The organism is Streptomyces sp. NPDC052910, from assembly GCF_055585605.1.
Window position 1 is genome coordinate 741,960 of sequence record NZ_JBVJJR010000001.1, and the last position, 14,024, is coordinate 755,983.

Consider the following 14,024-nt stretch of genomic DNA (forward strand, 5'->3'; position numbering starts at 1 on the left):
AAGCTGCGGCAAGCGGACCCCGTCCACCGGTACGGGGAATCCGGCTCCGGATTCTGGGTGATATCCCGTTACGACGACTGTCTGCGCGTCCTCCGGGACAGCCGGCTGTTCACCGCCGACCTCGGCCGCCTGCGCGACGCGCGCCACCCCGCGTCCCTCGGCCCCGAGCAGACCGGCACCCTGGCCCCCGAGGACCGGCAGCCGGTCCGCGAACTGCTCACGGAGGCCTTCCGGGCGCAGGACCTCGGCCGGCTCGCCGCCGACGTCCGCGCGTTCACCCGCGGCCTCCTCGCCGGCCTCGAAGGACGGCGGACGGCCGACTTCGTCACCGATATCGCGGTCCCCGTCACCGCGTACGCCGGCGGAGCCCTGTTCTGCGGCGGCCTGGCCGCCCGTGACGGCTTCCTCGACGCCTGCCGGGACGCGATCCGCGGCATGACGGCCGGCGCGGGCCCCGACGAGACCGCCGCCGGACTACGGGCGCGGGCCCTGCTGGCCAGGATGCTCCGCGCCGAGTACCGCTACGCGCACGACGCCACCGACCGGGCCGGCGGCATCCTGCGCTCCCTGCGGCTGCACGCGCCCGCCCACACGGTGGCCCCCGAGGCCCTGATCGCCGCGCTGTCCGCCCTGCTGTTCGCCGCCCTCAACTCCGGCCTGCGCCTCCTCGGCAACGCCCTGAACGCGCTGATCCGCCACCCCGGCGCCCTCCGCCGGTTCGCCGGCCTCACGGGCCCCATGACGTCCGTCGCCCTCGACGAACTCATCCGCTTCGACAGTCCGTTCCAGGCCCAGGACCGCGCGGTGACCGCCCCGGCCGTCCTGGGCGGCCGGCGGCTCGCCCCCGGCGACCGGGTCCGGGTCCTGCTGGGCTCCGCCCACCGCGACCCCGAGGTGTTCCCCCACCCGGACCGCCTGGACCTGTCCCGCCGCCCCAACCCGCACTTCGCCTTCGGCGTGGGCCCCCACTCCTGCCTCGGCACCCCCCTGGCCCTCCTGCAAACCCGCACCCTCCTCACGGAGTTCGCGAACACGTACCCCGACTGCGCCCCCACCACCCCGGGCCTCCGCGAACCCCACCCCACCCTCCGCGGCTTCCTCTCCCTCCCGATCACCCTCGGAGCCTGAACGGCCCCTTCCGACCGAGGCGACCGCCGAATTCCGGAACTACTCCACCCCCGCCAACGCTCCTCAACTAGCCTTCCCCTAGGGGTTACTCGTGTGAAGCGAAGGGACGGGCGTGCATGGAGATAGTGAACGGATTCTGGCGAAGCCGAACCGGCGCACCCGTGACGAGCGCCCCTCACCCCGCTCTCTCCGCCTTCGTCCTGGGCTACCTGGGTTTCGACGAACGAGTGGGCGCGCCGGTCCGACGTAAGGTCGTCGCCACCGTCGCGCCCGCCGTCCTCATCGACTTGGCACCCGTCGGCCGCTACGCCGCCGGCACCGCCTTCCGGGCCCCCACCCTGGACGGCATGGTCTGCGGCCTCGTCGACGCCCCCCTCGACATGGAACTGGGCGGCCACCACTTCGGGGTCGTCATCTCCCTCACCCCTCCTGGCGCCGCCGCCCTGCTCGACGTCCCGATGCACGAGCTCGCCAACACCCGACACCCGCTGAGCACGCTCATGGGCCCCGCTCGCCTGCGCCGGATCACCCACCGCCTGGCCGCCGCCGACGACTGGCCCACCCGGTTCGGCATACTCGACGAACTGCTCCTCGGGTACGTCACCCGACGCCGCGAGCCCCCGAGGATCGCGGTGTCGGCCTGGCGCCACCTCCGGGCATCCGCCGGAGGCGTCCCCGTCCGCCACCTCGCCGAGTCCACGGGCGTCAGCAGACGCCGGCTGGAGCAGGTGTTCCGGGAGCACGTCGGCTGCACACCGAAGACAGCGGCCCGGATCCTACGGTTCCGCAAGGCGCTCACGCTGATCACCAACGGCACACCGGGCGGCGACAGCCTCGCTGTTGTCGCCGCCCAGTGCGGTTACTCCGACCACGCGCACCTCTCACGCGAGGTACGCGCGCTCGCCGGAGCCGCCCCGGCGTCTTTGCGCCGACGGCTCGGCGACTGACCCCCGGGAGCTACGCCCGCATGCGGCCCCACGACGCATCGGGCGCGCTTCCCCCTCAGGCGTGGTCAGCCCAGATGTAGAGCTTCCAGACCTTCAGACGCCTCTCCTCTTCGCACCTGAATTGGTAACCGGACGACCTCCCCGATATCCGGCACTTCTCGTAGGTGGCGTAGTTGCCCGCGAACTGCCACTCCCCCGGCAGGACGGAGGCCGCCGAATCGGACGCGCTCGCCGACGGCTGGGCGGTCGCGGCCGAAGCCGTCGTGGCCATCCCTCCGCCGAACAGCAGCGCGGCGGTGATTCCTACGGCCGATACGGTTCTTCCCAAGTGCGGCACACTGACTCCTTTTGGAATGGGTACCTTGACTTCTGGTGGAAGAGCATCGAGGGCAATCCCTCAAGGAGGCGAGGCTTTCACAGAGGGTCCTGCCAAGGATCCCGATGGCCCTGAAAGGCCCCAAAACCCCGGAAGGACCCGAGAGGGACTCGCCTCCGCGTCACGACCGCGACGTTACAGCAGCGGCCGGGCGGAAGACTTGAAGAAATGCGCACCGCCGAAGGGACATGCGAAACCGCTGCCATGACAAGGAATTCGCCCCGGCCTCGCCCGTGTACGGGGCGGGGCCGGGGCGAATTCCCGGTGCGAGCGACGAGCGGCTACGCCGCCCCCACCACCTGCTTCTCCTCCGCGAAGTGGCAGGCCGACTCGTGCGCGGCCAGGGTCTTCCTGCCGACGAAAACCTCGGGCACCGCCAGCAGCGGCACCTCCTCGGCGCACTTGTCCTGGGCCTTCCAGCAGCGGGTGCGGAACCGGCAGCCGGACGGCGGGTTGGCCGGCGACGGCACGTCACCGGTCAGGATGATCCGCTCCCGGCCGGCCCGCGCCTCCGGGTCCGGCACCGGCACGGCCGACAGCAGCGCCTGGGTGTACGGGTGCGTGGGGTGGTCGTAGATCTCGCTGTCGGTGCCGATCTCGGCCATCTTCCCCAGGTACATCACCCCGACCCGGTCGGAGATGTGCCGGACGATGGACAGGTCGTGGGCGATGAAGATGTAGGAGAGGTTGAACTCGTCCTGCAGCTTCTCCATCAGGTTGATGACCTGCGCCTGCACGGAGACGTCCAGCGCCGAGACGGGCTCGTCGCAGATGATGATCTCCGGGTTGAGCGCCAGCCCCCGGGCGATGCCGATGCGCTGCCGCTGGCCGCCCGAGAACTGGTGCGGGTACCGGGTGATGTACTCCGGGTTGAGGCCGACGACGTCCAGCAGCTCCTGGACCTTCTTCCGCCGGTCGCCCTTGGGGGCCACCTCGGGGTGGATGTCGAAGGGCTCGCCGATGATGTCGCCGACCGTCATCCGCGGGTTCAGCGACGTGTACGGGTCCTGGAACACCATCTGGATGTTGCGGCGGACGGCCTTCAGCGCCCGGCCGGACAGCTTGGTGATGTCCTGGCCCTTGTAGAAGACCTCGCCGGCGGTGGCCGTCTCCAGGGTCATCAGCAACTTGGCGACCGTGGACTTGCCACAGCCGGACTCGCCGACGATGCCCAGGGTCTCGCCCTGGTAGAGGTCGAAGGAGATCCCGTCCACGGCCTTGACCGCGCCGACCTGCTTCTTGAACAGCACGCCCTGCGTCAGCGGGAAGTGCTTGACGAGGTTGCGCACCTGCAGGATCGGCTCACCGCGCTCGACGGGGGCGTCGAGGACGGCCTCCACCTCGGCGGTCGTGCTCGCGTCGGTCACCTGCACCTCGGTGACGTTGGGCGTCTTCGCCACGGCCGCTTCCTTCTCGACGGACGTCCCGCCGGACTTCGTGCCGGTCTCAGCCATGGATCGTCTCCTTCCAGAAGTGGCAGGCGCTCCCGCGGCCGGCGAGCTCCGCGTCGTCCGGCTCGGTGACCTCGTGCAGCGGCGGGATCTCGGACCGGCAGATGTCCTGCGCCTTCGGGCAGCGCGGGTTGAAGGCGCAACCGGTGGGGATCTTCAGCAGGTTCGGCGGCAGGCCCTTGATCGCGTAGAGCTCCTGGCCCTTCTGGTCCAGGCGCGGGATCGAGTCCAGCAGGCCCCGGGTGTACGGGTGGGCCGGGCGCTTGTAGAGCTCGTGCACGGGAGCCGTCTCGACGATCCGTCCGGCGTACATCACGGCGATCTTGTCGGCGACGTCGGCGACGACACCGAGGTCGTGCGTGATGAGGATGAGGCCCATGTTGAACTCGCGCTGGAGCTCGGCCAGCAGGTCCATCACCTGCGCCTGGACGGTGACGTCCAGGGCCGTCGTCGGCTCGTCCGCGATGATCAGGTCCGGCTCCAGCGCAAGCGCCATCGCGATCATGATGCGCTGACGCATACCGCCCGAGAACTGGTGGGGATAGTCCCCCACCCGCTCCTTGGCGGCGGGGATCCGCACACGGTCCATCAGCTCGATGGCCTTGGCCTTGGCGTCCTTCTTGGACATGCCCTGGTGGACCCGGAACATCTCGCCGAGCTGGTAGCCCACACTGAGCACCGGGTTGAGCGCCGACAGGGCGTCCTGGAAGATCATGGCGATCTTGGCGCCGCGGATCTTCCGGCGCTCGTCGCCGGACATCTTCAGCATGTCCTTGCCGCGGTAGAGGATCTCCCCCTTGGGGATGCGCCCCGGCGGCATGTCGAGGATGCCCATGATGGCCTGCGCCGTCACGGACTTGCCGGAGCCCGACTCGCCCAGCACGGCCAGCGTCTCCCCGGACGAGACGGAGTAGTTGACGCCGTTGACGGCCTTGGCCACGCCGTCCCGGGTGTGGAACTCGACGTGCAGGTCACGGACTTCGAGCAGCGGAACGCCGCCGTCGTCTCCGCCGCGGGACGTGGGGACGTCCGCGGTCTTCTCGGTGGTGGTGGTCACGTACGCCTCCCTCAGCGCAGCTTGGGGTCGAGGGCGTCGCGCACCGCGTCGCCGAGCATGATGAACGCCAGCACGGTGACGCTGAGGAAACCGGCCGGGAACAGCAGGACGTGGAGGGCGTTGCGGATCTGCTCCGAACCGGCGGAGATGTCGCCGCCCCACGAGATGCCGTCCTGGATGCCGATGCCGAGGTAGGACAGGGTCGCCTCCAGCGAGATGTACATGCCGAGGGCGATGGTGGCCACGACGATCACCGGGGCGATGGAGTTGGGCAGGATGTGCCGGAACAGGATCCGGCCGTTGCCCGCCCCGAGGGCGCGGGCGGCCTGCACGTAGTCCGCCTGCTTGCAGGTGATCACCGCACCGCGCATCACACGGGCGATCTGCGTCCAGCCGAGGGCGCCGATGGCGACGGCGACGGTCCACGCGGTCCGGCCGGTGAACGCCTGGAGGATGACCAGGGAACCGAGCAGGATCGGCACGCCGGAGAAGATGTCGGTGAAGCGGGAGAGGAGGGCGTCCACCCAGCCCCCGTAGTAGCCGGCGAACATGCCCACTAGGCCGCCGAGCACGGTCACGACCACGGTCGTCACGACGCCGACGATGATCGAGGCGCGGGCACCGTAGATGACACGCGCGTAGATGCTGTGCCCCTGGGAGTCGTAACCGAACCAGTCCTCTTCGAAGACATGGCCCCAGTGCGGTCCCTGGAGGAAGTGCGACAGGTCTCCGGGGTTCGGGTCGGCGTCGGTGAACCAGCCCGGGAAGAAGGAGATCAGCAGCAGCAGGAAGATGATGACCGAGGACACGATGAAGACGGGCCGGCGCCGCAGGTCCCGCCAGGCGTTCGCCCAGAGGCTGTTGGAGCGCTCCTTGCCGGGCTTCGGCTGAGGCGCGTCGACGGCGAGCGCGGGGCTCCCGGTGTCGGGGTCCGGTGCGGACGCGATCACCGAGGCCAGGCCGGGGGAGGTGTCATTCTGCTCAGGCATAGCGGATCCTCGGGTCCAGAACGGCGTAGAGGAGGTCGACCAGGAGGCTCGCCACCAGGTAGACCACGACCAGGAAGGTCACGCAGCCCACCACCAGCGGCCCGTCGGCGCCGGTGATGCCCGTGTAGAGCATGTTGCCGATGCCCTTGACGTTGAAGATGCCCTCCGTGACGATCGCGCCGCCCATCAGCGCACCGAGGTCGGTGCCGAGGAAGGTGACCACCGGGATCAGCGAGTTGCGCATCAGGTGCACACCGATCACCCGCCGGCGCGGCAGCCCCTTGGCGGTGGCGGTGCGGATGTAGTCCGCGCGGACGTTCTCCACCACGCTGGTCCGGGTGAGCCGGGAGACGTACGCCAGCGACACCGAACCCAGCACGATGCCGGGGAGGATGAGCTGCGACAGGTCATCCGAGTCGGTGACCACCGGGTCGACGATCCCCCACTTGGTCCCGATGTAGACCTGGGCCAGGTAGCCGATCACGAAGATCGGGATGGAGATCACCAGCAGGGTGAGCAGCAGGACCGCCTGGTCCACGAGCTTGCCCCGCTTGAGACCGGTGGCCAGGCCCAGACCGATGCCGATGACGGCCTCGATGCCGAACGCCACCAGCGCGAGCTTGACGGTGACCGGGATGGTGTCGCCCAGCATGTCCGAGACCTCGCGCTGGCTGAAGCTGGTGCCGAGGTCGCCCTGGAACAGGTTGGTCAGGTAGGTCCAGTACTGCTCCAGCAGGGGCTTGTCGAGTCCGTACTGGTGCTTGAGCCGGATCACGGTGGCCGGGTCCGCGGCCTTGTCGCCGAAGAGTGCCTTGACCGGGTCGCCCGGGAGGGCGTACACGGCAAGGAAGATGATCAGTGTGGTGCCGATGAACACCGGGATCATCTGGAGCAGGCGTCGCAGAATATAACGCCCCATCGTGCCTCCCAACGATCGCTGCGACGGCGGCCGGAGGCCCCCCGGGGACCTCCGGCCGCTCGACGTGCGACCGGTTCAACCGCCCGCGGGCTTCACTGGCCGCGGGACGGAACGCCGGTGTGTGACTTACTTCTTGACCTCGACATCGGTCCAGACCGGGTCGCCGATCCAGTCGTACACGACGTTGCTGACGTTCTTGGAGTAGCCGCCGTTCTCCTTGTAGTTCCACAGCGGGATCTGCGGCATGTCCTGGAGGAGGATGTCCTCGGCCTTCTTGTAGAGCTTGGCCGACTCCTCCGGCGTCTTGGCCTTGTCCGCCTCGGCGGTCAGCTTGTCGAACTCCGGGTTGGAGTAACCGGAGTCGTTGGAGGCGGCACCGGTGCGGTAGACGTCCGACAGGTAGCTCGCGATGTGCGGGTAGTCCGCCTGCCAGCCGGTGCGGAACATCTCGGTGGCCGGGAGCTTCTTGCCGGTGATCAGGTCACGGGAGGTCTTCATGTCCGGCTTGGGGTCGCCCTGGCAGGGCACGCCGGCGTTCTTGGTGATGGAGTTGCAGACCGCGTCCACCCACGCCTTGTGACCGAGGTCGGCGTTGTAGATGAGGGTGAGCTTGCCGCCCGGGACGCCACCGCCCTCCTGGATCAGCTTCTTGGCCTTCTCCGGGTCGAAGTGCAGCACCTCGGGGTCCTGGCCCTTGTCGTAGCCGAGGATGCCCGGGTTGAGGAAGCCGTTGGCGGGCTCACGGGAGCCCTGGAGGACCGTCTTGCCGATGGCGGCGCGGTCGATGGCCATGGAGAGGCCCTGGCGGACCTTGGCCTTCTCCGGGGCCTGCCACTCCTTGTTGTACATCGGGAAGCCGACCATCTGCAGCGTGGCCATCGGCTGGTCCACGGCGCGGTCGCCGAGGTCCGACTTGTACTTGGAGAGGCTGGCCGGCGGGATCTGGTCGATGACGTCGAGGCCGCCGGACTGGAGGTCGGCGTAGGCGCCGTCGGCCTTCAGGTAGACCTTGAAGACGACGCCGTTGTTCTTCGGCTTGTCCTCACCCGTGTACTTGTCGTACTTCTTCAGCACGATCTGGGAGTTGTGGTCCCACTTGTCGAACATGTAGGGCCCGTTGCCGATCGGCTTCTGGCCGAAGGCCTTCGGGTCCTTGAAGAACGCCTGGGGCACCGGCGAGAGGGCGGGGTAGCCCGTCTTGTACTCCCAGTGGGCCACCGGCCGGCTGAGCTCGACGGTGAAGGTCTTGTCGTCCTTCACCACCAGACCCGACATCTTGTCGGACTTGGGGTCGCCCTTCTCCGGGTGGACGTCCTCGTAGCCCTTGATCTCGGCGAACCAAGAGCTGTTGATCTGGGCGTTCTTGACGTTCGCGCTCCAGTTCCAGGAGTCGACGAACGACTTGGCCGTCACCGGCTCGCCGTTGTGGAACGTCCAGCCGCTCTTGAGCGTGACAGTGAAGTGCTGGGAGTCCGTGGTGTCGATCTTCTCGGCCACCGCCATCTTCAGCGACCCGTCCTTGGGCGAGTACTGCGTCAGGCCCCGGAAGATGTTCTTGAGGATGCGGCCACCGCCGACCTCGTTGTTGCCGGCGGGCGTCAGCGGCTTCTGCGGCTCGCTGCCCTGGTAGCTGAACATCCCGGCGCCGACGCCGGAACCACCGCCACTGCCGTTGTCATCGTCCTTCGACGATCCGCACGCCGTGGCGGCCATTGCCACCACTATCGCACCCACGACCCACTTGGCACTCTTGGCACCACGCATGGGTATCCCTCCTCAGGAGTCCACTGTCACCAAAAGAGAGCCCGGTTCCCAGACGCTGACACCCCTGACAGCGGAAACAGGAACCGGAACCCCCGAGTGTGCTCGTGAGCCCCCGCGCTCCCCACAGCGCGTGACCCATTGACCCGAGCTAATGGACCCCACTATTGAGTACCGCCGCTCCTTAAACCACACTTACTGGGTCTCGCTTTGGTCACATCGATCACCGCCACATGCCCGAAATACGGACAAAGACGGCCCAGACAGACACGTACGAAACGGGCCGTTGACGCCACATCGGGAGCGCGACGTCCGTTATCCGGACGACTCGCGCAGCGGCCCGGAAAACGCCGAATGGCCCGGCACCCCCTCGACAGGGGTGCCGGGCCACTCACTTCACCGGGCCACTCACTTCACCGGGCCGCTCACTTCACCGGCGAACGGGCGCCGCGCCGGCCGGACCTGACGGCCGGCCGGCCACGGGACTCAGCGCTTGGCGCGGGACGCGGTGCGGCCGCGCTCCTTCTGGTCCAGGACGACCTTGCGGATGCGAACCGCCTCGGGGGTCACCTCGACGCACTCGTCGTCGCGGCAGAACTCCAGGGACTGCTCCAGCGACAGCTTGCGCGGCGGGACGATCGCCTCGAAGGAGTCGGCGGAGGAGGAGCGCATGTTGGTGAGCTTCTTCTCCTTGGTGATGTTGACGTCCATGTCGTCGGCGCGCGAGTTCTCGCCGACGATCATGCCCTCGTACACCTCGGTGCCCGGGTCGACGAAGAGCACGCCGCGCTCCTGGAGGTTCGTCATCGCGAACGCGGTGACGGCACCGGCGCGGTCGGCGACCAGGGAGCCGTTGTTACGGGTCTTCAGCTCGCCGAACCACGGCTCGTGGCCCTCGTGGATGGAGTGGGCGATACCGGTACCGCGGGTGTTCGTCAGGAACTCCGTGCGGAAACCGATGAGACCGCGGGACGGGACGACGAACTCCATGCGGACCCAGCCGGAGCCGTGGTTGGACATGTTGTCCATCCGGCCCTTGCGGGTGCCCATGAGCTGCGTGACCGCGCCCATGTGCTCCTCGGGCACGTCGACCGTCAGGCGCTCGACCGGCTCGTAGGTCTTGCCGTCGACCTGCTTGGTGACGACCTGCGGCTTGCCGATCGTCATCTCGAAGCCCTCGCGGCGCATCTGCTCCACCAGGATGGCCAGCGCCAGCTCACCGCGGCCCTGCACCTCCCAGGCGTCGGGGCGCTCGGTGTCCAGGACGCGCAGCGAGACGTTACCGACCAGCTCACGGTCGAGACGGTCCTTGACCTGGCGGGCGGTGACCTTGCGGTCCTTGACGGCGGACTTGGCGTCCGCGCCCTTGCCCGTGCCGCCGCGGCCGACCAGCGGCGAGGTGTTGGTGCCGATGGTCATGGAGATCGCCGGCTCATCGACCGTGATCAGCGGCAGGGCGACCGGGTTCTCCGGGTCGGCCAGCGTCTCGCCGATCATGATGTCGGGGATGCCCGCGACGGCGCAGATGTCGCCGGGACCGGCCACCTCGGCCGGCTTGCGGGTGAGCGCCTCGGTCATCATCAGCTCGGTGATGCGGACGTTGGAGACCGTGCCGTCGCGCTTGATCCACGCGACCGTCTGGCCCTTGCGCAGCTCGCCCTGCTCCACGCGGAGCAGCGCGATCCGGCCGAGGAAGTTGTCGGCGTCGAGGTTGGTGACGTGGGCCTGGAGCGGCGCGTCCTCCTCGTACGTCGGGGCCGGGACGTGCTCCAGGATGGTGGAGAAGAACGGCTCCAGGCTGGTGCTGTCCGCGGGGACGGTGCCGTCCTCCGGCTTGGTCAGCGAGGCGATGCCGTCGCGGCCGCAGGCGTAGACGATCGGGAACTCGATCTGGTCCTCGTCCGCGTCCAGGTCCAGGAAGAGGTCGTACGTCTCGTTGACGACCTCGTCGATGCGGGAGTCCGGCCGGTCGGTCTTGTTGATGCACAGGATGACCGGCATCCGGGCCTGCAGGGCCTTGCGGAGCACGAAGCGGGTCTGCGGCAGCGGACCCTCGGAGGCGTCCACCAGGAGCACGACGGCGTCCACCATCGACAGACCGCGCTCGACCTCACCACCGAAGTCGGCGTGGCCGGGGGTGTCGATGATGTTGATGGTGATCGGGGCCCCGCCGTCCTTGGGGTGATACTTCACCGCCGTGTTCTTGGCGAGGATCGTGATGCCCTTCTCACGCTCCAGGTCGTTCGAGTCCATGACGCGGTCGTCGACGGAGTCGAGCTGGTGGGCGGCGAAGGCTCCGGCCTGCTTGAGCATGGCGTCGACGATGGTCGTCTTGCCGTGGTCGACGTGGGCGACGATGGCGACGTTACGAATGTCATGGCGCGTGGGCATACTTGCGGCGCTTCTCCCGGGATCGTGGATGCCCGCGCGTCCGGTCCGGTACGCGGGCCTGCCGGGCGATCGAGCCACGGCCTTTACTCCATGGTACGGGGAACGGCGGGGCGGGGCCGCCCGGGGAGGCGTGCGGGTTGTCTGACCTGCGGATTCGTTCCCCGATCGGGCTGATATCAGCCCGTCAGGCGTCTGAGGACGAGCGGTTAAGCCGCGATCAGGGGGCCGGGGCACAGCCCCGGGAAACGGCGGAGGGGAGGGACCGGGGCGGCCTCACCGCAGGAACCCCATGTCCTGATACCGCGGGCCGGCCAGTCCGAACGCCCCCACATTCGCCAGAGTCCGCCGCGAGGCGACCAGCTCGGGCCGCTGATACAGCGGAATCGACCCCGCCGCCGCCCAGATCCGGGCATCGGCCCGCCGCACCAGATCCCGCGAGGCCTCCGCGTCCAGCTCCGTCGACGCCTGGTCGAAGAGCCGGTCGATCTGGTCGGTCCCCACCCGGGTGTAGTTCTGCTCCACCTGGAGCGACCCGTCCGCCGCCGGCCGCGGCTTGGCGAAGATCGGCCGGGCGTCGGTGGCGGGGAAGGCGCTGGCGGGCCAGGAGTAGAGGGCGAGGTCGAAGTCGCCGGAGGCGATGTGGTCGCGGAAGAAGCCCGCGTCGTCGACCCGGACGAGTTCCGTGTGGATGCCGACGGCGTCGAGCTGCCGGGCGATCCGCTCCCCGACCTCGCGCAGCGGTTCCGCGCCCGTGCCCTTGGGGAGCACGAACCGCAGGGCCAGCCGCTTGCCGTCCTTGAACCGGACGGGCGCCGTCTTGGCCGCGCCGCCCTTGCCGCCCTCGGAACGGACGCTCTTGTCGTCCCCACCGGCCCCGGATCCGCCCGCGGGCGCGTCCCCCTCCCCCGCGTCTCCCGCGTCCTCCGGTTCCGGCAGGTTCTCCGGCTTGTCCGCCGGCACGCCGGCCGCGGGTTCCGGCGCCGACCCGGGGGCCGGGGACCCCGGGGCCTGCCCCTGCCGGTCCTCCGCCCCGGGCATCCCGTGCGGCTCGGCCTTGTCGTCCCGCCCGTGCCGCTGCCCGCCCCCGTCGGCCCGGGCAGGACCCCGACCGGGTGCCTGGCCGTGGCCCTCCTTCCAGCCCGCGTCGGCGAGCAGGTCCCGGGCGGCACCCGGGTCAGCGGGGCCTACGGCGTCGCTGTTGTCCTCGTAGCCGAGCTGCCCGGCGACCAGCACATGGCTGCCGAGCGGCTCGGCGGGCAGCCCGACGGTGCCGAGCACGTACCGGGCGAGCTCCTTGCGGTCGACGGCCCGGGCCACGGCCCGCCGCACCCGCTCGTCGGCCAGCGGCCCGGAGGTGCCGTTGAGGGCGAGCTGCGTCCAGACCGGTTCCAGTGCCCGGTGGACGACCAGGTCGCGCAGGCCGGCCGCCGCCGCGGGCTTGGCGGCGTCGTCGGCCTTCTTCGCCGGCGCGTTGGCCCGGGTGATCCGTTCGGCCGCGGCGGGAGTGACGTCGGCCAGGTCGATGCCGCCGTTGGCCAGCGCGTCGGCGCGTTCGTCGCGCGGCACCGCGCGGAGCACCAGCCGGTCGAGCTTGGCCCGGTCGCCCCACCAGCGCGGGTTGCGGACGAGGGTCAGCGTGCCCTGCCCGTCGTTGCGCTCGCCCACCCGGAACGGACCGGCCGCGAACTTGAGTTCCTTGCGCATCGAGTCGTTGAAGGCGCTGCCGCTGCCCATCGCCGCCCGGGGGTACAGCGGGGTGAAGAGGGAGGGCCAGTCCACGTAGGGCTTCGCAAAAGTGATCTTCACTTCGCGGTCGTCGGCGCCGCGTTCCACCCTGTCGATCCGGTCGTAGCCGGCGTTGCCCGCGGACCAGAAGGCACTGTCCTTGCCGCGCAGCGCCTTCCACTGGGCCTCGAAGTCGGCGGCGGTGATCGGCGTGCCGTCGCTCCACACCGCGCCGGGGTGCAGCCGGTAGACCACGACCTGCCGGGGCTCGCGCGCCACCACCTCGGCGGAGAGCAGGTAGTCGGGGTTGCGCTGCGGGCGGCCACGGCCGTCGAGGGTGAAGAGGGCGGGCAGCACCGCGCCCGCCACCTGCCGGGTGACCGCGTCGGCATCGGTCTGGAAGGTGTTGTAGGTGGTGGGCAGCGCGTCGACGGCCCAGGTCAGCGTGCCTTTGTCGGCGATCTTGGCGCGGGGGGCGGCGGCCACGTCCTGGATGCCGGCCGGCGGTTCGGCGCTCTCCCCGGAGCCTCCGCAGCCGGCCAGGGCGGGCAGCGGCAGGAGCGCGCCCGCGGCGAGCAGGGCGGCGGAACGGCGCGTGCGGCGGGGGCGTCGGGTGCGGGGCCGCGTGCTCGTCGAGAGGGGGAACATGGGCGACAACCTCCGCCGTACGGGGTCCGGATCCGGCCCGGGTCGTTCAGTGCGTCGTTCAGTCGGTCCGATGAGCCGCTGATCGGATCTACTGCCGACCACTGAAAGCGACGGCCCGTGCGAACGGGTGCCGACACGGCGCCTCCCCGGCGCACGCCACCCGCCTGGACGAACGTTTGGGCGGCGGCAGGGCTCGCGAGGAATGCGCTCCCGCGAAGGTGCAATCGGGGCCGCTATCTTCCCCTGAAGGGGTGTGACGCGCGACACTCTCTGTCGCATCGCAGTCGCCACCCGCAACCGCCCATCCGCGGAAGTGAGGGCAGATCCGTGTCCCTGAACGATGACCTGACAGCGGTTCAGCGCTGCCTCGGCGAACTCGACCGCGCCCTCGCGCGGCTGGAGCGCCGACTCGGCGGCGACGGTCCGGAGCTGCGGCGGATGCGTTCCGACGCCGGCCACCTGCGCGAGAGCCTGACGCTCCTGTGCGAGAGCCAGCCCCCGGTCCGCCCCCGCCCGGCCATGGTGCAGATCCCCGACACCCCGTACGACCCCTCGCTGTGGCGGGACGCCGACGAGGAGGGCATCGGCTCCCGCGCCCCGTAGCGGCCCCACAGTCCCTCGGGCGGCCCGGG

Annotated in this window: 11 protein-coding genes; 3 read left to right on the forward strand and 8 right to left on the reverse strand. The window is 69.9% G+C overall.

What is annotated here, in order from left to right:
- Positions 1-57: 57 nt before the first annotated feature.
- Positions 58-1,128, forward strand: a complete 1,071-nt coding sequence (locus ACZ6X9_RS03180) for a cytochrome P450 (RefSeq protein ID WP_469776169.1) — start codon at positions 58-60, stop codon at positions 1,126-1,128.
- A gap of 161 nt (positions 1,129-1,289) precedes the next feature.
- Complete coding sequence (locus ACZ6X9_RS03185; protein WP_469776170.1) at positions 1,290-2,075, forward strand: AraC family transcriptional regulator; 786 nt, start codon at positions 1,290-1,292, stop codon at positions 2,073-2,075.
- 55 nt (positions 2,076-2,130) lie between these two features.
- On the opposite strand, the gene ACZ6X9_RS03190 is transcribed toward ACZ6X9_RS03185, so the two are convergent.
- The 8 genes from ACZ6X9_RS03190 to ACZ6X9_RS03225 form a co-directional block, all read right to left on the reverse strand.
- Complete coding sequence (locus ACZ6X9_RS03190) at positions 2,131-2,403, reverse strand: hypothetical protein (RefSeq protein WP_436782614.1); 273 nt, start codon at positions 2,401-2,403, stop codon at positions 2,131-2,133.
- Positions 2,404-2,732: 329 nt separating this feature from the next.
- Entirely contained in the window at positions 2,733-3,905 is a 1,173-nt protein-coding gene (locus ACZ6X9_RS03195; RefSeq protein WP_469776171.1) for an ABC transporter ATP-binding protein, read from the reverse strand.
- Positions 3,898-4,959 carry an ABC transporter ATP-binding protein gene (locus tag ACZ6X9_RS03200; protein WP_469776172.1) on the reverse strand — a complete coding sequence of 354 codons (1,062 nt, stop codon included), beginning with the start codon at positions 4,957-4,959 and terminating at the stop codon, positions 3,898-3,900. Before ACZ6X9_RS03200 ends, ACZ6X9_RS03195 begins: the two co-directional genes overlap by 8 nt.
- 11 nt (positions 4,960-4,970) lie before the next feature.
- Positions 4,971-5,948 (reverse strand): ABC transporter permease, encoded by a 978-nt coding sequence (locus tag ACZ6X9_RS03205; protein ID WP_469776173.1) that lies wholly within the window; start codon positions 5,946-5,948, stop codon positions 4,971-4,973.
- Entirely contained in the window at positions 5,941-6,867 is a 927-nt protein-coding gene (locus ACZ6X9_RS03210) for an ABC transporter permease (protein WP_469776174.1), read from the reverse strand. The genes ACZ6X9_RS03205 and ACZ6X9_RS03210 overlap by 8 nt, the downstream gene beginning before the upstream one ends.
- A 126-nt stretch (positions 6,868-6,993) precedes the next feature.
- Positions 6,994-8,631 carry a peptide ABC transporter substrate-binding protein gene (locus ACZ6X9_RS03215; protein ID WP_469776175.1) on the reverse strand — a complete coding sequence of 546 codons (1,638 nt, stop codon included), beginning with the start codon at positions 8,629-8,631 and terminating at the stop codon, positions 6,994-6,996.
- A 483-nt stretch (positions 8,632-9,114) separates the two neighbouring features.
- On the reverse strand, positions 9,115-11,019 hold the full coding sequence (typA, locus tag ACZ6X9_RS03220) for a translational GTPase TypA (RefSeq protein WP_469776176.1): 1,905 nt from the start codon (positions 11,017-11,019) through the stop codon (positions 9,115-9,117).
- 273 nt (positions 11,020-11,292) lie between these two features.
- Positions 11,293-13,392, reverse strand: coding sequence for an ABC transporter family substrate-binding protein (locus ACZ6X9_RS03225; RefSeq protein WP_469776177.1), 2,100 nt, complete (start codon positions 13,390-13,392; stop codon positions 11,293-11,295).
- Positions 13,393-13,719: 327 nt separating this feature from the next.
- Here ACZ6X9_RS03225 and ACZ6X9_RS03230 point away from each other — a divergent pair, with 327 nt between their 5' ends.
- The gene (locus ACZ6X9_RS03230) at positions 13,720-13,995 is read left to right on the forward strand and encodes a hypothetical protein (protein ID WP_469776178.1); all 276 of its coding nucleotides are present in this window, start codon (positions 13,720-13,722) and stop codon (positions 13,993-13,995) included.
- The last annotated feature ends 29 nt before the right edge of the window (positions 13,996-14,024 follow it).